Annotated in this window: 18 protein-coding genes; 12 read left to right on the plus strand and 6 right to left on the minus strand. The window is 69.1% G+C overall.

Going from position 1 to position 18679, the window contains the following annotated elements; genetic code table 11:
• Positions 1-348: 348 nt before the first annotated feature.
• From PM1_RS14535 to PM1_RS14550, 4 genes are read left to right on the plus strand one after another with little or no spacing between them, the layout of a single operon-like run.
• Complete coding sequence (locus PM1_RS14535; protein WP_009622193.1) at positions 349-2010, plus strand: acyl-CoA synthetase; 1662 nt, start codon at positions 349-351, stop codon at positions 2008-2010.
• A gap of 14 nt (positions 2011-2024) precedes the next feature.
• Entirely contained in the window at positions 2025-2795 is a 771-nt protein-coding gene (locus PM1_RS14540) for a 3-hydroxyacyl-CoA dehydrogenase (RefSeq protein WP_024128761.1), read from the plus strand.
• A 14-nt stretch (positions 2796-2809) separates the two neighbouring features.
• A complete protein-coding gene (locus tag PM1_RS14545) occupies positions 2810-3991 on the plus strand; it encodes an acetyl-CoA C-acyltransferase (RefSeq protein WP_009622189.1) in 1182 nt (393 codons plus the stop codon).
• Between the two features lie 10 nt (positions 3992-4001).
• A complete protein-coding gene (locus PM1_RS14550; RefSeq protein ID WP_009622187.1) occupies positions 4002-5129 on the plus strand; it encodes an acyl-CoA dehydrogenase family protein in 1128 nt (375 codons plus the stop codon).
• A 310-nt stretch (positions 5130-5439) separates the two neighbouring features.
• Here the strand turns inward: PM1_RS14550 and PM1_RS14555 are convergent, their stop codons facing one another.
• Positions 5440-6402 (minus strand): GlxA family transcriptional regulator, encoded by a 963-nt coding sequence (locus tag PM1_RS14555; protein WP_009622185.1) that lies wholly within the window; start codon positions 6400-6402, stop codon positions 5440-5442.
• 274 nt (positions 6403-6676) lie between these two features.
• Here PM1_RS14555 and PM1_RS14560 point away from each other — a divergent pair, with 274 nt between their 5' ends.
• Positions 6677-6925 (plus strand): DUF2790 domain-containing protein, encoded by a 249-nt coding sequence (locus PM1_RS14560; protein ID WP_009622183.1) that lies wholly within the window; start codon positions 6677-6679, stop codon positions 6923-6925.
• A 55-nt stretch (positions 6926-6980) separates the two neighbouring features.
• On the opposite strand, the gene PM1_RS14565 is transcribed toward PM1_RS14560, so the two are convergent.
• Positions 6981-7907, minus strand: a complete 927-nt coding sequence (locus tag PM1_RS14565; protein ID WP_009622181.1) for a LysR family transcriptional regulator — start codon at positions 7905-7907, stop codon at positions 6981-6983.
• 124 nt (positions 7908-8031) lie between these two features.
• On the opposite strand from PM1_RS14565, the gene PM1_RS14570 reads away from it, so the two are divergent.
• From PM1_RS14570 to PM1_RS14585, 4 genes are all read left to right on the plus strand, one after another.
• Positions 8032-8730, plus strand: coding sequence for a CoA transferase subunit A (locus tag PM1_RS14570; protein WP_009622180.1), 699 nt, complete (start codon positions 8032-8034; stop codon positions 8728-8730).
• A 26-nt stretch (positions 8731-8756) separates the two neighbouring features.
• Entirely contained in the window at positions 8757-9413 is a 657-nt protein-coding gene (locus PM1_RS14575) for a CoA transferase subunit B (RefSeq protein WP_009622178.1), read from the plus strand.
• A 262-nt stretch (positions 9414-9675) separates the two neighbouring features.
• The gene (locus tag PM1_RS14580) at positions 9676-10857 is read left to right on the plus strand and encodes an acetyl-CoA C-acetyltransferase (RefSeq protein WP_009622176.1); all 1182 of its coding nucleotides are present in this window, start codon (positions 9676-9678) and stop codon (positions 10855-10857) included.
• Between the two features lie 98 nt (positions 10858-10955).
• Positions 10956-12380 carry a short-chain fatty acid transporter gene (locus PM1_RS14585; protein WP_009622174.1) on the plus strand — a complete coding sequence of 475 codons (1425 nt, stop codon included), beginning with the start codon at positions 10956-10958 and terminating at the stop codon, positions 12378-12380.
• A gap of 474 nt (positions 12381-12854) precedes the next feature.
• Here PM1_RS14585 and PM1_RS14590 read toward each other — a convergent pair whose 3' ends face one another.
• Positions 12855-14060 carry an NAD(P)/FAD-dependent oxidoreductase gene (locus PM1_RS14590; protein ID WP_009622173.1) on the minus strand — a complete coding sequence of 402 codons (1206 nt, stop codon included), beginning with the start codon at positions 14058-14060 and terminating at the stop codon, positions 12855-12857.
• Positions 14061-14321: 261 nt separating this feature from the next.
• Here PM1_RS14590 and PM1_RS14595 point away from each other — a divergent pair, with 261 nt between their 5' ends.
• Positions 14322-15110, plus strand: coding sequence for an SDR family NAD(P)-dependent oxidoreductase (locus PM1_RS14595; protein ID WP_009622171.1), 789 nt, complete (start codon positions 14322-14324; stop codon positions 15108-15110).
• Between the two features lie 19 nt (positions 15111-15129).
• Here the strand turns inward: PM1_RS14595 and pdxR are convergent, their stop codons facing one another.
• Positions 15130-16563 carry a MocR-like pyridoxine biosynthesis transcription factor PdxR gene (gene pdxR / locus PM1_RS14600; protein ID WP_009622169.1) on the minus strand — a complete coding sequence of 478 codons (1434 nt, stop codon included), beginning with the start codon at positions 16561-16563 and terminating at the stop codon, positions 15130-15132.
• A 154-nt stretch (positions 16564-16717) separates the two neighbouring features.
• Here pdxR and PM1_RS14605 point away from each other — a divergent pair, with 154 nt between their 5' ends.
• Positions 16718-17158, plus strand: a complete 441-nt coding sequence (locus PM1_RS14605) for a carboxymuconolactone decarboxylase family protein (protein WP_009622167.1) — start codon at positions 16718-16720, stop codon at positions 17156-17158.
• On the opposite strand, the gene PM1_RS14610 is transcribed toward PM1_RS14605, so the two are convergent.
• On the minus strand, positions 17155-17322 hold the full coding sequence (locus tag PM1_RS14610; protein WP_009622166.1) for a hypothetical protein: 168 nt from the start codon (positions 17320-17322) through the stop codon (positions 17155-17157). The two genes, PM1_RS14605 and PM1_RS14610, sit on opposite strands and share 4 nt — an antisense overlap.
• Before the next feature lie 200 nt (positions 17323-17522).
• A complete protein-coding gene (locus PM1_RS14615; protein ID WP_009622165.1) occupies positions 17523-17951 on the minus strand; it encodes an organic hydroperoxide resistance protein in 429 nt (142 codons plus the stop codon).
• 138 nt (positions 17952-18089) lie between these two features.
• Here PM1_RS14615 and PM1_RS14620 point away from each other — a divergent pair, with 138 nt between their 5' ends.
• On the plus strand, positions 18090-18677 hold the full coding sequence (locus PM1_RS14620) for a CGNR zinc finger domain-containing protein (protein ID WP_009622164.1): 588 nt from the start codon (positions 18090-18092) through the stop codon (positions 18675-18677).
• Positions 18678-18679 lie beyond the last annotated feature (2 nt).

The raw sequence follows: 18679 nt of genomic DNA on the forward strand, positions 1-18679 counted from the left end.
GTTTGTCGGTTACGTCGGCGCCGGGGGAATTCCTTTCCCTCACCCCAGCCCTCTCCCAGAGGGAGAGGGAGCCGTCCGTGCCAGCGGTGAGAATGGTATTCGCCGGCAGCGCCAGAGTGGCCGGCAGGCATAGAACTTCCAGCTTGCGCCGAACTGGCTCCCTCTCCCTCCGGGAGAGGGCTGGGGTGAGGGGGCGGAGCCAACCCCAGGCACCGCCACCCTCGGCTACTCCCCATCCCCCCGCTGTCCAATCCGCTCATCCACATAAGTCCCTTTCGACATTGCCGCGGCAACCGCCCGGCGCGAACATCCCGCTACTCCCTACAAGAACAAGCCAGGAGTTCCGCGATGCGCCCCTATGCCGCCGCCGCTGCCGAATTCGATTACGCGGCCACCGCCCGAGACACCCTCGCCGGCAGCCTCGACGCCCTCAACGCCTGCGTCGAGTGCTGCGACCGCCATGTTCCGTCCGGGCGCGTCGCCCTGTACTGGGAAGGCCGCAACGGCGAGCGCGCCGAATACAGCTTCGCCCAGCTGCAGGCCCTGTCCGCGCAGTTCGCCAACCTGCTCCACGACCTGGACGTGCGCCCCGGCGACCGTGTCTCCGGCATGCTGCCTCGCACCCCCGAGCTGCTGGTCACCATCCTCGGCACCTGGCGCCTGGGCGCGGTCTACCAGCCGCTGTTCACCGCCTTCGGGCCCAAGGCCATCGAGCACCGCCTGGGCATCGCCGGCAGCCGCGTGCTGGTCACCGACGCCGGCAACCGCGCCAAGCTCGACGAAGTGCCCAACGCCCCGCAAATCATCACCGTCAGCGGCGGCCAGGCGATCCCGGCCGGCGACCTCGACTTCCGGCAGGCCCTGGAAGGCCGCTCCGAGCAGTTCGAACCGGTCCTGCGCACGGGCGACGACCCCTTCCTGCTGATGTTCACCTCCGGCACCACCGGCCTGGCCAAGCCGCTGGCGGTGCCGCTCAAGGCCATCCTGGCGTTCACCGGCTACCTGCGCGACGCCGTGGACCTGCGCCCCGAGGACCGCTTCTGGAACCTGGCCGACCCGGGCTGGGCCTACGGCCTCTACTACGCCGTCACCGGCCCGCTGGCCCTGGGCCACGCCACCACCTTCTACGAAGGCGCCTTCACGGTGGAAAGCACCTGCCGGATCATCCGCCAGTACGGCATCACCAACCTGGCCGGCTCGCCCACCGCCTACCGCATGCTCAAGGCCTCGGCCGCCGAGGTGCAGCGCGAACTCAAGGGCCGCCTGCGCGCGGTGAGCAGCGCTGGCGAGGCGCTGACCCCGGAGGTGATCCGCTGGTTCGCCGAGGGCCTGGGGGCGACCATCCACGACCACTACGGGCAGACCGAACTGGGCATGGTCCTGGCCAACCACCATGGGCTGCAGCACCCGGTGCACCTGGGCGCGGCCGGCTACTCCATTCCCGGCCACCGCGTGGTGGTGCTGGGCGAGAACGGCGAGGAACTGCCCGCCGGCCAGCCGGGCATCCTGGCCATGGACCGCAAGCGCTCGCCGCTGATGTGGTTCGCCGGCTACCAGGGCATGGAAACCAAGGCCTTCGTCGGCGACTACTATCTCAGTGGCGATACCGTGGAGCTGAATGCCGACGGCAGCATCAGCTTCGTCGGCCGCTCCGACGACCTCATCACCACCTCCGGCTACCGCGTCGGCCCCTTCGACGTGGAGAGTGCGCTGATCGAGCACCCGGCGGTGATGGAAGCGGCGGTGATCGGCAAGCCCGACCCGGAGCGCACCGAACTGGTCAAGGCCTACGTGGTGCTCTGCCCGCAGCACCAGCCCAGCCCGGAGCTGGCCGAGGAGCTGCAGCAGTACGTGCGCAAGCGCCTGTCGGCCCACAGCTACCCGCGGGAAGTGGAGTTCATCGCCGAACTGCCGAAGACCCCCAGCGGCAAGATCCAGCGCTTCCTCCTGCGCAACCAGGAGATAGCCCGGCAACAAGAGGCGGCCGAACGCGCGGCCGCGCAACACTGATTCGGAGAGATTCCATGCACATCCAGGACAAGGTATTCCTCATCACCGGCGGCGGCTCCGGGCTCGGCGCGGCCACCGCGAAGACCCTGGTGGAGGCCGGCGCCCGCGTGCTGCTGGCCGACGTCAACGCCGAGGCCGGCGCCGCCCGCGTGGCCGAGCTGGGCGAGGGCAGGGCGCGCTTCGTGCGCACCGACGTGACCAGCGAGGCCGACGGCCGCGCCGCCGTGGAAGCCGCGCTGGAAAGCTTCGGCGCGCTGCACGGGCTGGCCAACTGCGCCGGCGTGGCGCCGGCCGAAAAAGTCCTCGGGCGCAACGGCCCGCACGGCCTGGACAGCTTCGCCCGGGCCGTCAACATCAACCTGGTGGGCAGCTTCAACATGCTGCGCCTGGCCGCCGAGGCCATGGCCCGCAACGAGCCGGACGCCGGCGGCGAGCGCGGCGTCATCGTCAACACCGCCTCGGTGGCGGCCTTCGACGGGCAGATCGGCCAGGCCGCCTACGCGGCGTCCAAGGCCGGGGTGGTCGGCATGACCCTGCCCATCGCCCGCGAACTGGCGCGCCACGGCATCCGCGTGATGACCATCGCCCCCGGCATCTTCGAAACGCCGATGATGGCCGGTATGCCCCAGGAAGTCCGCGACTCCCTCGGCGCCAGCGTGCCCTTCCCGCCGCGCCTGGGCCGCCCCGACGAATTCGCCGCGCTGGTCCGCCACATCGTCGAGAACAGCATGCTCAACGGCGAGGTGATCCGCCTCGACGGCGCCATCCGCATGGCCGCCAAGTGACAGGAGTAACGAAAATGAACGATCCCGTAGTCATCGTCAGCGCCGTCCGCACGCCCATGGGCGGCTTCCTCGGCGACTTCAAGGACGCCAGCGCCGCCACCCTCGGCGCCGCCGCCGTGCGCGCCGCCATCGAGCGCGCGCAGCTGGGCGCCGACCAGATCGACGAAGCCATCCTCGGCTGCGTGCTCTCCGCCGGCCAGGGCCAGGCCCCGGCGCGCCAGGCGGTGCTCGGCGCCGGGCTGGACCGCGGCACGCCCTGCACCACCATCAACAAGATGTGCGGCTCGGGCATGAAGGCCGTGATGCAGGGCCACGACGCGCTACTGGCCGGCAGCGCCGGCGTGGTGCTGGCCGGCGGCATGGAGAGCATGTCCAACGCCCCCTACCTGCTGGAGCGCGCCCGCACGGGCTACCGCATGGGCCACGGCAAGGTGCTCGACCACATGTTCCTCGACGGCCTCGAAGACGCCTACGACAAGGGCCGGCTGATGGGCACCTTCGCCGAGGACTGCGCGCAGAGCTACGGCTTCACCCGCCAGCAGCAGGACGACTACGCCATCGCCTCGCTGACCCGCGCCCAGCAGGCCATGCGCGACGGCCGCTTCGCTGCCGAGATCGTCCCGGTGACGGTCAAGGCCGGCAAGGAAACCCGCGAGATCGCTCAGGACGAGCAGCCGCCGAAGGCCAGGCTGGACAAGATCCCGACGCTTAAACCGGCGTTCCGCGAGGGCGGCACCGTCACCGCGGCCAACTCCAGCTCCATCTCCGACGGCGCCGCCGCGCTGGTGCTGATGCGCTTGTCCGAGGCCGAGAAACGTGGCCTGGCGCCGCTGGCGGCGATCCGCGCGCACTCGTCCTACGCCGCCGCGCCGAACCTGTTCCCCACCGCGCCGGTGGGCGCCATCCAGCGCCTGCTGCAGCGCAGCGGCTGGGGCCTGGTCGAGGTGGACCTGTTCGAGGTCAACGAAGCCTTCGCCGTGGTGGCCATGGCCGCCATGCGCGAGCTGGACATCCCCCACGCCAAGCTCAACGTCCACGGCGGCGCTTGCGCCCTGGGCCACCCGATCGGCGCCTCGGCGGCGCGCATCCTGGTAACCCTGCTCTCGGCGCTGCAGCAGTACGACCTGAAACGCGGCATCGCCTCGGTGTGCATCGGCGGCGGCGAAGCCACGGCCATCGCCGTCGAGCGCCTGTAAGGAGCGAAGCATGATTCCCAGCGAAGAAGACCTGCAGATCCGCGACGTCGCCCGCCAGTTCGCCCAGGAGCGGCTGAAACCCTTCGCCGCCGAGTGGGACCGCGAGCACCGCTTCCCGGCCGAGGCGCTGAAGGAAATGGCCGACCTCGGCTTCCTCGGCATGCTGGTGGCCGAGGAGTGGGGCGGCGCGCAGACCGGGCACCTGGCCTACGCCATGGCCCTGGAAGAAATCGCCGCCGGCGACGGCGCCTGCTCCACCATCATGAGCGTGCACAACTCGGTGGGCTGCATGCCCATCGCCAAGTTCGGCAGCGAAGAACAGAAGCGCCAGTTCCTGGTGCCCCTGGCCCGCGGCGAGATGATCGGCGCCTTCGCCCTCACCGAGCCCCAGGCCGGCTCCGACGCCAGCTTCCTGAAGACCCGCGCGCGCCGCGACGGCGACCACTACGTGCTGAACGGCAGCAAGCAGTTCATCACCTCCGGCAGCCACGCCGGACTGGTGATCGTCTTCGCCGTCACCGACGCGGCGGCCGGCAAGAAGGGCATCAGCGCCTTCATCGTGCCCACCGACACCCCCGGCTACCGTGTGGTGCGGGTGGAAGACAAGCTCGGCCAGCACGCCTCGGACACCTGCCAGATCGCCTTCGACGACCTGCGCATCCCGGCTGGCTACCGCCTGGGCGAGGAGGGCCAGGGCTACGCCATCGCCCTGGCCAACCTGGAAGGCGGGCGCATCGGCATCGCCTCCCAGGCGGTGGGCATGGCCCGCGCCGCCTTCGAATACGCCCGCGACTACGCCCACGAAAGGGAAACCTTCGGCAAGCCGATCATCCAGCACCAGGCGGTGGCCTTCCGCCTCAGCGACATGGCCACCGAGATAGCCGTGGCCCGGCAGATGGTCCACCACGCGGCGAGCTTGCGTGAGGCGGGCCTGCCGTGTCTGACCGAGGCTTCCATGGCCAAGCTGTTCGCCTCGGAGATGGCCGAGCGGGTGTGTTCGGCGGCGATCCAGACGCTGGGGGGGTATGGCTACCTGCAGGATTACCCGGTGGAGCGTATCTATCGGGATGTGCGGGTGTGCCAGATCTATGAGGGCACCAGTGATGTGCAGCGGTTGGTGATTGCGCGGAGTTTGTGAGGAGCTTTTGTAGGAGCGAGCTTGCTCGCGAATGGCGTTCGTCGGCAACGCAGGTGCCCTGGCTTGACTCCGTCCCCTCTCCCCAGCCCTCTCCCTGAAGGGAGAGGGGGCTTGTCCGTGCCGAGAGAAGGCCTGGCTTCAGCCGGCAGCTTCTGCGCTAGCCGGCTGACTCCAGAACATCCAAGCACACCGAACGGTCCCCTCTCCCTTCAGGGAGAGGGTTAGGGAGAGGGCGCTCTTCGGGGCCAACACCATAGGCCCAGCTGATGCACCGTTCGCGAGCAAGCTCGCTCCTACGAACCCCCAACCCCTACCCATCCCCCCGAAACCGCCCCCGATACTCCGTCGGCGTCACCCCCAGCCTCTGCACGAACACCAACCGCATCCGCGCCGCGCTGCCGAAGCCGCAGCGCCAGGCCACCACCTTCAGCGGCAGCCCGCTACCCTCCAGCAACCCCCGCGCCGCGTCCAGCCGGGCGCGCTGGACGAATTCCGCCGGGGTGATGCCCGCCTCGCGGACGAACACCCGGGCGAAGGTGCGTTCGCTCATGGTCGCCACCGCCGCCAGTTCCGCCACCGACAGCGCATCGGTGAGATGGGCCTGCACGTGGCGCTGCACCCGGGCGATGGGCGAGTCGCCATCCGCTGGCGCCTGCAGATAGGGGCTGAACTGTGATTGCCCACCCTGGCGCTGGGCTACCACCAGCAGGCGCTTGGCCACGCTCAACGCCACCGCCGGGCCGTGGTCCTCGGCCAGCAGCGCCAGGGCCAGGTCGATGCCGGCGGTCACCCCTGCGGAGGTCACCAGCGCGCCGTCGCGCACGTGGATGCTGTCGGGCTCCACCCTTGCCTGCGGAAACAGCTGAGCCAGGCGCGCGGCGTCGCCCCAGTGGGTGGTGACGCGCTTGCCGTCCAGCAAGCCGGCATGGCCGAGGAGGAAGGCGCCGGTGCAGATCGAGCCATAGCGCGGCGTCTCGGCGCAGGCCTGGCGCAGCCAGGCGAGGAGGGCGGTGGAAGGCTCCTCGGCGGGCAGTTGCGGGCCGCCGGGCACCAGCAGGATGTCGAAGCCGCCGACGGCGCCGTCCAGCTCGTGCTGCGCGCCCAGCAACTGGCCGTTGGAGGCGGGGATGGGGAAGCCGCGTTCGGCCAGCGTCAGCACCTGGTAGCCGCTGCCCGGCGCGACGAAGGCATTGGCTTCGGCGAAGACGTCCAGCGGGCCGGCGACGTCCAGCGCCTGCACGCCGGGGAACAGCAGCATGGCCACGCGTTTCATGGCGGAGTCCTGGCGACGAATGGGCTTGCCATTGTGGCGCCGTGATTGGTTGGCAGCAAAGCGGAAAATGAATCGAATCCTGCCAGTCCAGGGGCTTTTTACCGCAGGTGAAAGGGCGGTCAATCCATTCAGCCAGGTTGGCAAGCCCTTATTGTTACGTGTTGCGCAGTAATCCCTTGTCGTATTGCCTCTGTGTCCGGAACGGCCGTTCAACTAAATTTGTATACACGGCAAGGCCAAATGGCCAGCACGCCGGAAACCGGAGAATCCCACCATGAAACGCACCCTGTTCAGCCTGTTCGCCATCCCCCTGATGGGCGCCGCCCTGGCCGCCAATGCCGCCGACGCCGCGCCCGTGGTCTACCACTACGGCATGCAGCTCGATGTGGCCAAGGTGATCAGTATCGAGCAAGCCAACGACCGTTGCGAAGTCGCCCCGGCGAAAATGACCTACGCCGACTCCAAGGGCCAGGTCCACGTGCTCGAGTACCTGCGCCAGACCGAGATGTGCAGCGACATCTGACCCTCCCAGCGCAACGGGCGGCGTTCTTCCGCCGCCCGCGCCGCGCGACTCTGCCTCACTCTGCTCGGCCTTCCTCGCAACCTTCCTTCTGCAACCGTGGCCAGTCGGCTATCTGCAAGAGCACGTCGCTCAGCGCCTGGGCGGCGCTGGAGAGCTTGTGCTCGGCCAGGCTGAACAGGCCCACGCGGCGTTCCACCGTGGGTTCGTAGAGGTCCACGCAGCGCGCGCCCAGCTCCTCCATCTGCTTCACGCACAGGCGCGGCACTGCGCTCACCCCCAGCCCCTGGGCGACCATGCGCCCGACGGTGACCAACTGGTGGCTCTCGAAGGCCACCGCCAGCTTGCCGTGGCTGGCCGCCACGCTATCTTCCAGCAGCAGGCGCACCGCCGAGGGCCGCTGCAGGGTGATGAAGGGCTGCTCCAGCAACTGCGCCCAGGTCAGCCGGCGCTGCCCGGCCAGGGGCGAGCCGGCCGGCAGCACGGCGACGAAGCGGTCGCTGTAGAAGGCCTGGAAGCTCAGGCCGTCGAGGCTGTCCGGCTCGAAGGCGATGCCCAGCTCGACGCGGCGGTTGCGTACCATCTCCAGCACCTGTTCGTTGATCACGTCGTGCACCGCCACGTTCACCTTCGGGTAGCGCTGGCGGAAGGCCATGAGCGCGCCCGGCAGCAGGTTGCCGGCGAAGGAGGGCATGGCGGCGATGGAGACCTTGCCCAGTTGCAGGGTGAAGTGCTGGCGCAGCAGTTCCTCGGCGTTGTCCCAGTCGGCCAGCAGGCGCCGGGCGATGGGCAGCAGGGTCTCGCCCTCGGGGGTGAGGGCGACGCTGCGGGTAGTGCGCACCAGCAGCTGCCCGCCGAGGGATTCCTCCAGGTTCTTGATCGCCAGGCTCAGGGCCGGCTGCGACAGGTGCAGGCGCTCGCCGGCCTGGGCGAAGCTCAGGCTCTGCGCCACGGCGAGGAAGGCGCGCAGTTGCTTGACGGTCATTGATAAGAAAAGCCGAATAATCGATTGGAAAAACAAACTTAACAAATCAGTCCCCAGCGGTGAAGCTGCAGACGCTCTCCGACCGGCCGGTCGGAAACCCAAACTACAAGAGAGGCAGCAGCAGATGGCAGGACTCGACAAGCGGGTTGGCAGTTACGCGGAGGCCCTGGCCGGGCTCACCGACGGCATGACGGTACTGGCGGGCGGCTTCGGCCTGTGCGGCATCCCCGAGAACCTCATCGCCGAGATCCGCCGCCTGGGCGTGAAGGGCCTGACGGTGGTGTCGAACAACTGCGGCGTCGACGGCTTCGGCCTGGGCGTGCTGCTGGAAGACCGGCAGATCCGCAAGATGATCGCCTCCTACGTCGGCGAGAACGAACTGTTCGAACGCCAGCTGCTGTCCGGCGAACTGGAAGTGGAACTCACCCCGCAAGGCACCCTGGCCGAGAAACTGCGCGCCGGCGGCGCCGGCATCCCGGCCTTCTTCACCGCCACCGGCTACGGCACCCCGGTTGCCGAAGGCAAGGAAGTGCGCGAGTTCAACGGCCGCCCGCACATCATGGAACAGGCCATCACCGGCGACTTCGCCATCGTCAAGGGCTGGAAGGCCGACCACTACGGCAACGTCATCTACCGCCACACCGCGCAGAACTTCAACCCGGTGGTGGCCACCGCGGGGCGCATCACCGTGGTCGAGGTGGAGGAGATCGTCGAGCCGGGCGAACTGGACCCCACCCAGATCCACACCCCCGGCATCTACGTCGACCGCATCATCCAGGGGACCTTCGAGAAGCGCATCGAAAAGCGCACCGTGCGTTCCTGAGCCCACCGGACAAGAGAGACAAGAAGATGGCATTGACCCGCGAACAGATGGCCCAGCGCGTGGCGCGCGAACTGCAGGACGGCTACTACGTGAACCTCGGCATCGGCATCCCGACCCTGGTGGCCAACTACGTGCCCGAGGGCATGGAAGTGATGCTGCAATCGGAGAACGGCCTGCTCGGCATGGGCGCCTTCCCCACCGAGCAAACCCTAGACGCCGACATGATCAACGCTGGCAAGCAGACCGTGACCGCCGTGAAGGGCGCGTCGATCTTCTCCTCCGCCGAGTCCTTCGCGATGATCCGCGGCGGCCACGTCGACCTCACCGTGCTCGGCGCCTTCGAGGTGGACGTGCAGGGCAACATCGCCTCCTGGATGATCCCCGGCAAGCTGGTGAAAGGCATGGGCGGCGCCATGGACCTGGTGGCCGGCGCCGACAACATCATCGTCACCATGACCCACGCCTCCAAGGACGGCGAGTCCAAGCTGCTCGACCGCTGCAGCCTGCCGCTGACCGGCGCCGGCTGCATCCGCAAGGTGCTCACCGACCTGGCCTACCTGGAAATCATCGACGGCGCCTTCGTCCTGCGCGAGACCGCGCCGGGGGTGAGCGTCGAGGAAATCGCCGAGAAGACCGCCGGACGGCTGATCGTGCCGGATGACGTCAAAGAGATGACCTTCTGACACCCCCTGTAGCGGGCCCTGCCCGCGATCGCGCGCAGGAGTAGCACCCGTAGGATGGCGTTGAGCGAAGCGATACCCATCACCACCACTGAGTTAGTCGCGCTGTAAGAGCACCCTCTCCCTAACCCTCTCCCGCAAGCGGGAGAGGGGACTGGTCCGGCGCCGGGATGAGCACATGAGTCATCCTGGCACGGACAGCTCCCTCTCCCTTCAGGGAGAGGGCGGGGGAGAGGGCAGCCCAAGCCACCGGAGTGAGCCAATCATGCAAGACGTAGTGATAGTCGCCGCCACCCGCACCGCCATCGGCGCCTTCCAGGGCAGCCTGGCGAACATCCCCGCCCACGAACTGGGCGCCATCGTCATCCGCGAGCTGCTGCAGCGCAGCGGCGTGAAGCCCGAGCAGGTGGACGAGGTGATCCTCGGCCAGGTGCTCACCGCCGGCTCCGGGCAGAACCCCGCGCGCCAGGCCGCCATCGCCGCCGGGCTGCCCCATGCGGTGCCGGCGCTGACGCTGAACAAGGTCTGCGGCTCGGGCCTCAAGGCCCTGCACCTGGCCGCCCAGGCCATCCGCTGCGGCGATGCCGAGGTGGTGATCGCCGGCGGCCAGGAGAACATGAGCCTGTCGCCCTACGTGCTGCCCAAGGCCCGCACCGGCCTGCGCATGGGCCATGCGCAACTGGTCGACAGCATGATCGTCGACGGCCTGTGGGACGCCTTCAACGACTACCACATGGGCATCACCGCCGAGAACCTGGTGGACAAGTACGGCATCAGCCGCGAGGAACAGGACGCCTTCGCCGCCGCCTCGCAGCAGAAGGCCGTGGCCGCCATCGAGGCCGGGCGCTTCCGTGACGAGATCGTCCCGGTGAGCATCCCGCAGCGCAAGGGCGAGGCGCTGAGCTTCGACACCGACGAGCAGCCGCGTGCCGGCACCACCGCCGAGGCCCTGGCCAAGCTCAAGCCGGCCTTCAAGAAGGACGGCAGCGTCACCGCCGGCAACGCCTCCAGCCTCAACGACGGCGCCGCCGCGGTGCTGCTGATGAGCGCCGCCAAGGCCAAGGAACTGGGCCTGCCGGTGCTGGCGCGCATCGCCTCCTACGCCAGCGCCGGCGTCGACCCGGCGATCATGGGCATCGGCCCGGTGTCCGCCACCCGCCGCTGCCTGGACAAGGCCGGCTGGCAACTGGCCGAACTGGACCTGATCGAGGCCAACGAAGCCTTCGCCGCGCAGTCCCTGGCAGTGGGCAAGGAACTGGGCTGGGATGCCGCCAAGGTCAACGTCAACGGCGGCGCCATCGCCCTTGGCCACCCCATCGGCGCCTCCGGCTGCCGCGTGCTGGTCAGCCTGCTGCACGAAATGCTCCGCCGCGATGCGAAGAAGGGCCTTGCCACCCTGTGCATCGGCGGTGGCCAGGGCGTGGCCCTGGCCCTGGTCCGCGACTGATCGAGCCCCGCGTGCCCGTGTGACGGACGCCCCGGACGAACTCCGGGGCGTTCGGCGTTACAAAGAAAAATAACTCCAAGAAAATCGAGGTAGGAAAAATGAACGCGAAACTGCAACTGCAGGAAAGCCGTTCCGCGCGCTTCGCCATGGCCTGCTCGGCCTGGGCCGAGCGCTGGTTCCCGGACTCCTGGGTGTTCGCCACCCTGGCGGTGCTGATCGTGGCCGTGGCCACCCTGGCCATGGGCGCGTCCCCCGGCGACACCGCCAAGGCCTTCGGCGACGGCTTCTGGAGCTTGATCCCCTTCACCATGCAGATGGCCTTCGTGGTCATCGGCGGCTACGTGGTCGCCAGTTCCGGCCCGGCCTCGCGGCTGATCGCGCTGCTGGCGCGGGTGCCGAAGAACGGCCGCTCGGCGGTGGCCTGGGTGGCCGTGGTGTCGATGCTCGCCTCGCTGCTCAACTGGGGCCTGAGCCTGGTCTTCGGCGGCCTGCTGGTGCGCGCCCTGGCCCGCCGCACGGACCTGAAGATGGACTACCGCGCCGCCGGCGCCGCCGCCTACCTGGGCCTGGGCGCCGTCTGGGCGCTGGGCCTGTCGTCCTCCGCCGCGCAGCTGCAGGCCAACCCTGGCAGCCTGCCGCCGTCGATCCTCGCCATCACCGGGGTGATCCCCTTCACCGAGACCATCTTCCTCTGGCAGTCCGGCCTGATGCTGCTGGCCCTGGTGGTGGTGTCGGTGGTGATCGCCTACATGACCGCGCCGGGCGACGCCAGCGCCCGCGATGCCGATGCCTGCGGCGTGGACGTCAGCTTCACCCCGCCGAAGATGAGCAAGCCCAGCCGTCCCGGCGAGTGGCTGGAGCACAGCCCACTGCTGATCCTGCTGCTGGTGGCCCTGGCCGCCGGCTGGCTGTTCCACGAGTTCGCCACCAAGCCGGCGATCCTCGCCATCTCCGGGCTGAACACCTACAACCTGCTGTTCCTGATGGTCGGCGCGCTGCTGCACTGGCGCCCGCGCAACTTCCTCGACGCCGTGGCCCGCGCGGTGCCCACCACCACCGGGGTGCTGATCCAGTTCCCGCTGTACGGCTCCATCGCCGCCATCATGACCACCGTGAAAGGCACCGACGGCGCCACCGTGGCGCACCACATCTCCACCTTCTTCGTGCAGATCGCCTCCCACGACACCTACGCGCTGCTGATGGGCGTGTACTCCGCGGTGCTGGGCTTCTTCATCCCCTCCGGCGGCGGCAAGTGGATCATCGAGGCGCCCTACGTGATGCAGGTGGCCAACGAACTGAACTACCACCTGGGCTGGGCGGTGCAGATCTACAACGCCGCCGAGGCGCTGCCGAACCTGATCAACCCCTTCTACATGCTGCCGCTGCTCGGCGTGCTGGGCCTGAAGGCCCGCGACCTGATCGGCTTCTCCTTCGTCCAACTGCTGGTCCACGTGCCCCTGGTGCTGTTCCTGCTCTGGGCCCTGGGCACCACCCTGCAGTACCTGCCGCCGGTCATGCCGTAACCACGCAGACGGCCGCCAACGGCAGAGCCCGGGCACCGCGAGGTGCCCGGGCTTTTTCATGGGCGGCCCGCCGGAGGTTCCGGCAATCGCGGAGATGGCTCGCTCCTACGAAGAGCGCTTCGGCGCGGCCTGCAAGACAGTAGCGTAGGGCGTATAACCGTTCGCGGTTATACGCCGTTGGCCCGAAACACCGTTGCGACGGCCAACCTGTAGGAGCGGGCCCTGCCCGCGATTCGCGCGCAGGGCGCGCTCCTACAGGGAATGCTGTGGGTGGGGCGGCGTAAGCGGATCTCATCCGCGAATCGCGCCGGAACCTCCGGCTATCGCGGACAAGGTCCGCTCCTACGCTGTTTTCCGGGTTCCCGTAGGATGGGTGGAGCGAAGCGATACCCATCGCCATGGCCGGAGGCAAAGCCCGGTTCGACCATGGCGTTGGGGAATGACACAGATGTAGCGGCGAAGGACCGCGAACGGTTACGCCACCACCACCCGTTGCGGGTCGGCGGCTTCGAGGGCGGCCTTGCGGCTCGGCTGGGGCGGGTAGATCCACTGGGTGTTGATCTGCCGCTTGAGGGCCTTGGCCTCGGCGCCCTGCAGCTTCACCTGGCGTTCCCAGCCCTCGGTGTAGACCGCGCCCCAGGGGCCCAGATCGAGGCAGGTGACGTAGACCGGCTGGGCGTAGGCCTGGGTGGGCAGGCCGAGAAGGTCGGCGGCGACGTTGTAGCCGGCGCTGCGGCCCATGTTCATCGCGTGCTGGCAGGACATCAGCGAGTGGTTGCCCGCATCGTCCACCTGCGCCAGGGCCACGTCGCCGGCGGCGAATACCGCGTCCACGCCTTTTACCCTCAGGTCGCGCGTCACGTGCAGGCGGCCGAGGGCGTCGCGTTCGCCGGGCACCTGGGCGGTCAGCGGGCTGGCCTGCATGCCGGCGGTCCAGATCACCGTCTTGGCTTCTATGCGCTCGCCGGTGGTAGTGCTCAGGCCGTCGGCGTCGATGGCGTTGACCGCGGCGCCGAGGAAGCGCACCACGCCCAATTCGTCCAGGGCCTGCTCGATCTGCGGGCGCGGGCCGGGGCCCAGGTCGGGGCCGATGACGTGGCTGCGCTCGACTATCACCACCCGTACCTCGGCATCCTCGCCCAGCACGCGGCGTACCCGCGCGGGCAGTTCGCAGGCGATCTCGATGCCGGTGAAGCCGCCGCCGGCGACCACCACCGTGTTGCGCGCGTCGCTCGGCGGCAGGTCGGCCAGGCGCGCCAGGTGCACGTCCAGGGCGCTGGCTTCGTCGGTCTGGTCGATGCTGAAGGCGTGCTCGGCCAGGCCGGGGATGGCCGGGCGGAACAGGCGGCTGCCGGCGGTCAGCACCAGGCGGTCGTAGGCGAGGCTGAAGCGTTCGCCGCGCGCGTTCACGGCCTCGACGCTGCGCTCGCCGGTATGGATGCGCTCGACGCTGCCCTGCACGTAGCGTACCCCGGCGGCTTCGAACAGCGGCAGCAGCGGCGTGGTCATGGCGTGCGGGGCGGCCTCGTGCAGGCGCGGGCGCAGGTGCAGCAGCGGCTCGGGGGCGACCAGCGCGACTTCGACGTCGCCGCGGCCGTGCTGGTCGAGGACGCGGGCGGCGCCCAGCGCGGCCCACATGCCGGCGAAGCCGGAACCGATGACGAGGATGCGTTGTTGCATGGCGGGACTCCTGGGAAGGGAAATTTCGTGAAGGGGATACTAGGCGTTCGGCGGGCGGGGAATAACGGACAATCCGGGCGAAAAGCGGCAGTCCAATCCAGCCGGTGCTTGGACGTGGTTGCCGGCAGCGCCTAGGCAGCTTTGGGTTCGCTCACCACATCGGCTTCCAGCCCTTGTTCGCCTACCCCCGCAGCGGAATCCGTTCGCGAACAAGCTCGCTCCTACGAAAATCGAGAACCGAAAACAACCGAGAGCAGTGCCATGAATTTCAATCTGCAAGACAAGCTCGCCCTGGTCAGCGGTTCCACCAAGGGCATCGGTTTCGCCATCGTCCAGGGCCTGGCGCGCGAAGGCGCGCGGGTGATCCTCAACGGCCGCAGCCAGGCTTCGGTGGACGCCGCCCTGGCCAAGCTGCGCGCCGCCCAGCCCGATGCCCGCGTCGAAGGCTTCGCCGGCGATCTGTCGCAGCCTTCGGTCATCGCCGAGCTGGTGGGGCGCTACCCGCAGGTGGATGTGCTGGTGAACAACCTGGGCATCTTCGATCCCAAGCCCTTCGCGGAGATTCCCGACGAGGACTGGGAGCGCTTCCTGCAGGTCAACCTGCTCTCCGGCGTGCGCCTGAGCCGCGCCTACCTGCCGGGCATGAAGCAGCGCAACTGGGGCCGGGTGGTGTTCATCAGCAGCGAGAGCGGCGTGCAGATCCCGGTGGAGATGATCCACTACGGCGTCACCAAGACCGCCCAGCTCGGCCTGTCCCGCGGGCTGGCGGAGGACTGCGCGGGCACCGGGGTGACGGTCAATGCGGTGCTGCCGGGGCCGACGCATTCCGAGGGCGTCGACGAGTTCGTCGGCAAGCTCTCCGGCGGCCAGCCGTTCGCCGAGTTCGAGGCGGAGTTCTTCCGCAGCGCGCGGCCCAGCTCGCTGCTCAAGCGCTTCACCACGCCGGAGGAGGTGGCCAACCTGGTGGTGTACGTCTGCTCCGAGGTGTCCTCGGCCACCAATGGCGCGGCCCTGCGCGCCGACGGCGGGGTGGTGCGTTCGGCCTTCTGAGGCGCGTGGCTGCGCGGCTTCAGGCGATCTGCCGGAGCAGGTCGCGCAGCTTGTCCAGGGCCGGGTCGATGTCCAGCTTCTCGATGGCGCCGAAGCCCATCAGCAGGCCCTGGCGCACCGGCTCGCGGTCGTAGAAGCCGTCCAGCGGATAGATGCCGACTTCCAGCTTGCGCGCCAGCTCCACCAGCAGCGGCAGCTTCACCGGCACCCTGAACAGCAGCGCCAGGTGGAAGCCGGCGTTGGACGGCACCGCCTGCAGCCAGGGCGAGAGGTCGCCTTCGACGCGCGCCAGGATGCGTTCGCGGCGCGTGGCGTAGATGCCGTGGCAGCGGCGGATGTGCTTGAGCAGGCAGCCGTCGGCGATGAACTTGGCCAGCGCCCACTGCGCCAGGGTCGAGCTGTGCCAGTCGTTCAACTGCCGCGCGCGCAGCAGGGCCGGGCGCAGGCCCGGCGGCACCACCAGATAGCCCAGGCGCAGTTCCGGCAGCAGCGTCTTGGAGAAGGTCCCGACGTAGGCCACCAGGCCCAGGCGGTCGAGGCTGTGCAGCGTCTCGTGGGGGCGGCCTTCGTAGCGGAACTCGCTGTCGTAGTCGTCCTCGATTATCACCGCGCCCAGCTCCGCGGCCCGCGCCAGCAGGGCCTGGCGCCGCGCCTCGCTCATCGGCATGCCGAGGGGGAATTGGTGCGCCGGGGTGCAGTAGATCAGTTGGGTGCCGTCGGGGATGCGCTCCACGCACAGGCCCTCGGCGTCCACCGGCACGCTGGCGATTTCCGCGCCCTGCATGGCGAACTGCAGGCGCGCCGGCGGGTAGCCGGGGTCTTCCATGGCCACCCGGGTGCCGGGGCGCACCAGCACCCGGGCCAGCAGGTCGAGGGCCTGTTGCGCGCCGTTGCAGACGATGACGTCTTCGTCGCGGCACTGCACGCCGCGGCTGTAGGCGATGTGCCGGACGATGGCGTCGCGCAGGCTGGGCAGGCCCTCGGGCTGCGCGTAGACCGCCCGCGGGCCCTGCATCTGGCGCAGGGCGAAGTGCACGCAGCGGCGCCAGTCCTCGTGGGGGAAGGTATTGAGGCTGTTGGCGCCGCCGAGGAAGTCGGCGCGCAGGGTGACGCCGGCGTGGGGGTGGACGATGCGCGTCTGCAGCGCCTCCCAGGTGTCGATGGCCTCCTGGGCGGCGTAGCGGATGGCCTGTGGGCGCTGCTCGTGGCGCGGCACCCGGGCGTTGACGAAGGTGCCGCTGCCGACACGGCCGACCAGCACGCCCTCGTAGGTGAGCTGGGCGTAGATGTCCGACACCGTCTTGCGCGACAGGCCCAGTTGCTCGGCCAGCAGGCGGCTGGGCGGCAGCCGCGCGCCGGCGGCCAGGCGCCCGCTGTCGATGGCCTCGCGCAGCTGCGCGTAGAGTTGCCCGCCAAGGTCCTTCTGGCCCTGGATGACGATGTGCAACTCCATGAATGCCTCTCCGCGCTCGCTGTGTATTGGCGCAAGAGTAGCCAGCGGCCGGGCCGGGCGCGAAGTTGCGTAGCGGTTTTTCGTCGGATTGGCCACCCCGGCGTGGCGGCGCGCCCGGCAGAATGGCCTTCATCTACCTTCGAGGAATTTCGCCATGGAACCACGCCTGGACTACTACACGGCCTCGCCGGAAGCGCTCAAGGCGATCCTGGCGCTGGAGGCGGCGACCTTCGACCTGTCCATCGAGAAGCCGCTGCTGGAGCTGGTCAAGGTGCGCGTCTCGCAGGTCAACAACTGCGCGTTCTGCGCCGACATGCATGCGCTGGAGGCGCGGCGCAGCGGCGAGTCGGAGCGGCGCCTGTACGCCGTGGCGGTATGGCGCGACTCGCCCTTCTTCACTGAGCGCGAGCGGGCCGCGCTGGCCTGGTGCGAGGCGGTCACGCTGCTGTCGCAGTCCAACGTGCCCGACGAGGTCTACCAGCAGCTGCGCAGCCAGTTCGACGAGCGCGAGGCGGTGGACCTGACCGTGGCCATTTCCGCCATCAACTGCTGGAACCGCCTGGCGGTGAGCTTCCGCCAGCTGCCGGCGCTCTAGCGCCGCCGGGGTTGCCGCGGCAGGCTGCCGGGCAGGGCGTAGTAGCGGGCCCGCGCGGCCGGGCTGGCGCGCCAGCGGCGTTCGGCGGCGAGGTCGTCGGCCCAGCGGTCCAGGTCTTTTTCGGCGGGGTGCGGGAAGAGTCGGCGCAGCAGTCGGGCGAACATGGCGGTCACCTTTGTAACTCTTTAAGTGTGTTTATACGGTTACTCAAGACTGTATTCTGCGCTCGCCTTGTAACCTGTCAATAACTGTTTAAAGAGTTACTGCGCCATTCGTCCGGGCAGGCGCAGCCCGGCATCCGGGATAGGCCTTGGCGGGGAAGGGGAAAAGTCGGCTGCGGTGGGCGCCGCAGCCGGGGCGGGGCTCAGTCGAGGATGGTCAGGGTGACGTCGATGTTGCCGCGGGTGGCGTTGGAGTAGGGGCAGACGATGTGCGCGCGGTCCACCAGGGTCTGCGCCTGGTCGCGCGGCAGGCCGGGCAGGGAGATGCGCAGCTCCACCTCAATGGCGAAGCCGGTGGGCACCGGGCCGATGCCGACCACGCCTTCGATGGACGGGTCCTTGGGAATCGCCAGCTTGTCGCGGGCGGCGACGAACTTCATGGCACCAAGGAAGCATGCCGAGTAGCCGGCGGCGAACAGCTGCTCCGGGTTGGTGCCGCGGGCGCCGTTGCCGCCCAGTTCCTTGGGCGTGGTCAGCTCCACGTCGAGTACGCCGTCGGAGGAAATGGCGCGTCCCTCGCGGCCACCGGTGGCTTCGGCGTAGGCGCGGTACAGCACGTTGTCGATGGACATGGCAGGGCTCCTGATCAGGGGAAGGGGACTGAACAGTCTTGGCCAGGCTGGCGCGGCTCGCCAGTCGCCCGATGCTGTAACTTGAAAACGCCTGGACGAGGGTTACCATGGGCTCGACACCCCGATCCCGGAGCGAGCATGCGCGAAACCACCCCCCAGCCGCCCTACATCCTCGCCGACCACCCGGTGCTGGACTTGCTCAACAGCCTGAGCCGCGCCGATGCCGCGGCCCTGTCGGCTTCCGATGCCTGGCACAGCGACGCCGACGTGCAGCACTGGTTGCGCCTGCTGGGCCTGCCGGCGGAAGGCGCGGACTTCGCCGAGGGCGAACTGCTGGCCGCCGCCATCGAGCTGCGCGAGACCCTGCGCGAGCTGGTGAGCAAGCGCAAGCGTGGCGAGGCGGCCGACCCGGCGCGCTTCAACGCCTTCCTGAGCAAGGTTGCCAGCTATCCGCAGCTGGATTGGGACGGGCAGGGCGCGTATCTGCGCCACCAGGCCGTGAAGCCCGGCGCCGAGTGGCTGCTGGCGCCGCTGGCGGAGCAGGGCGCGCAATTGCTTGCCGAAGGGGATTTCGATCTGGTCCGCGTGTGCGAGCACCCGGACTGCACCCTGTGGTTCTACGACCGCACCAAGTCGCACCGCCGGCGCTGGTGCAGCATGGCCCTGTGCGGCAACCGCCACAAGGTCGCCGAGCACCGCAAGCGCCAGCGCCAGGGCGACGCCTGAGG

Source organism: Pseudomonas sp. M1, from assembly GCF_022760135.1.
Lineage (GTDB): Bacteria > Pseudomonadota > Gammaproteobacteria > Pseudomonadales > Pseudomonadaceae > Pseudomonas > Pseudomonas citronellolis.

Bases quoted from the DNA above. Each gene is read 5' to 3' on its own strand.
- PM1_RS14535 (WP_009622193.1), top strand. From the start codon at position 349: ATGCGCCCCTATGCCGCCGCCGCTGCCGAATTCGATTACGCGGCCACC.
- PM1_RS14540 (WP_024128761.1), top strand. From the start codon at position 2,025: ATGCACATCCAGGACAAGGTATTCCTCATCACCGGCGGCGGCTCCGGG.
- PM1_RS14545 (WP_009622189.1), top strand. From the start codon at position 2,810: ATGAACGATCCCGTAGTCATCGTCAGCGCCGTCCGCACGCCCATGGGC.
- PM1_RS14550 (WP_009622187.1), top strand. From the start codon at position 4,002: ATGATTCCCAGCGAAGAAGACCTGCAGATCCGCGACGTCGCCCGCCAG.
- PM1_RS14555 (WP_009622185.1), bottom strand. From the start codon at position 6,402: ATGAAACGCGTGGCCATGCTGCTGTTCCCCGGCGTGCAGGCGCTGGAC.
- PM1_RS14560 (WP_009622183.1), top strand. From the start codon at position 6,677: ATGAAACGCACCCTGTTCAGCCTGTTCGCCATCCCCCTGATGGGCGCC.
- PM1_RS14565 (WP_009622181.1), bottom strand. From the start codon at position 7,907: ATGACCGTCAAGCAACTGCGCGCCTTCCTCGCCGTGGCGCAGAGCCTG.
- PM1_RS14570 (WP_009622180.1), top strand. From the start codon at position 8,032: ATGGCAGGACTCGACAAGCGGGTTGGCAGTTACGCGGAGGCCCTGGCC.
- PM1_RS14575 (WP_009622178.1), top strand. From the start codon at position 8,757: ATGGCATTGACCCGCGAACAGATGGCCCAGCGCGTGGCGCGCGAACTG.
- PM1_RS14580 (WP_009622176.1), top strand. From the start codon at position 9,676: ATGCAAGACGTAGTGATAGTCGCCGCCACCCGCACCGCCATCGGCGCC.
- PM1_RS14585 (WP_009622174.1), top strand. From the start codon at position 10,956: ATGAACGCGAAACTGCAACTGCAGGAAAGCCGTTCCGCGCGCTTCGCC.
- PM1_RS14590 (WP_009622173.1), bottom strand. From the start codon at position 14,060: ATGCAACAACGCATCCTCGTCATCGGTTCCGGCTTCGCCGGCATGTGG.
- PM1_RS14595 (WP_009622171.1), top strand. From the start codon at position 14,322: ATGAATTTCAATCTGCAAGACAAGCTCGCCCTGGTCAGCGGTTCCACC.
- pdxR (WP_009622169.1), bottom strand. From the start codon at position 16,563: ATGGAGTTGCACATCGTCATCCAGGGCCAGAAGGACCTTGGCGGGCAA.
- PM1_RS14605 (WP_009622167.1), top strand. From the start codon at position 16,718: ATGGAACCACGCCTGGACTACTACACGGCCTCGCCGGAAGCGCTCAAG.
- PM1_RS14610 (WP_009622166.1), bottom strand. From the start codon at position 17,322: ATGTTCGCCCGACTGCTGCGCCGACTCTTCCCGCACCCCGCCGAAAAA.
- PM1_RS14615 (WP_009622165.1), bottom strand. From the start codon at position 17,951: ATGTCCATCGACAACGTGCTGTACCGCGCCTACGCCGAAGCCACCGGT.
- PM1_RS14620 (WP_009622164.1), top strand. From the start codon at position 18,090: ATGCGCGAAACCACCCCCCAGCCGCCCTACATCCTCGCCGACCACCCG.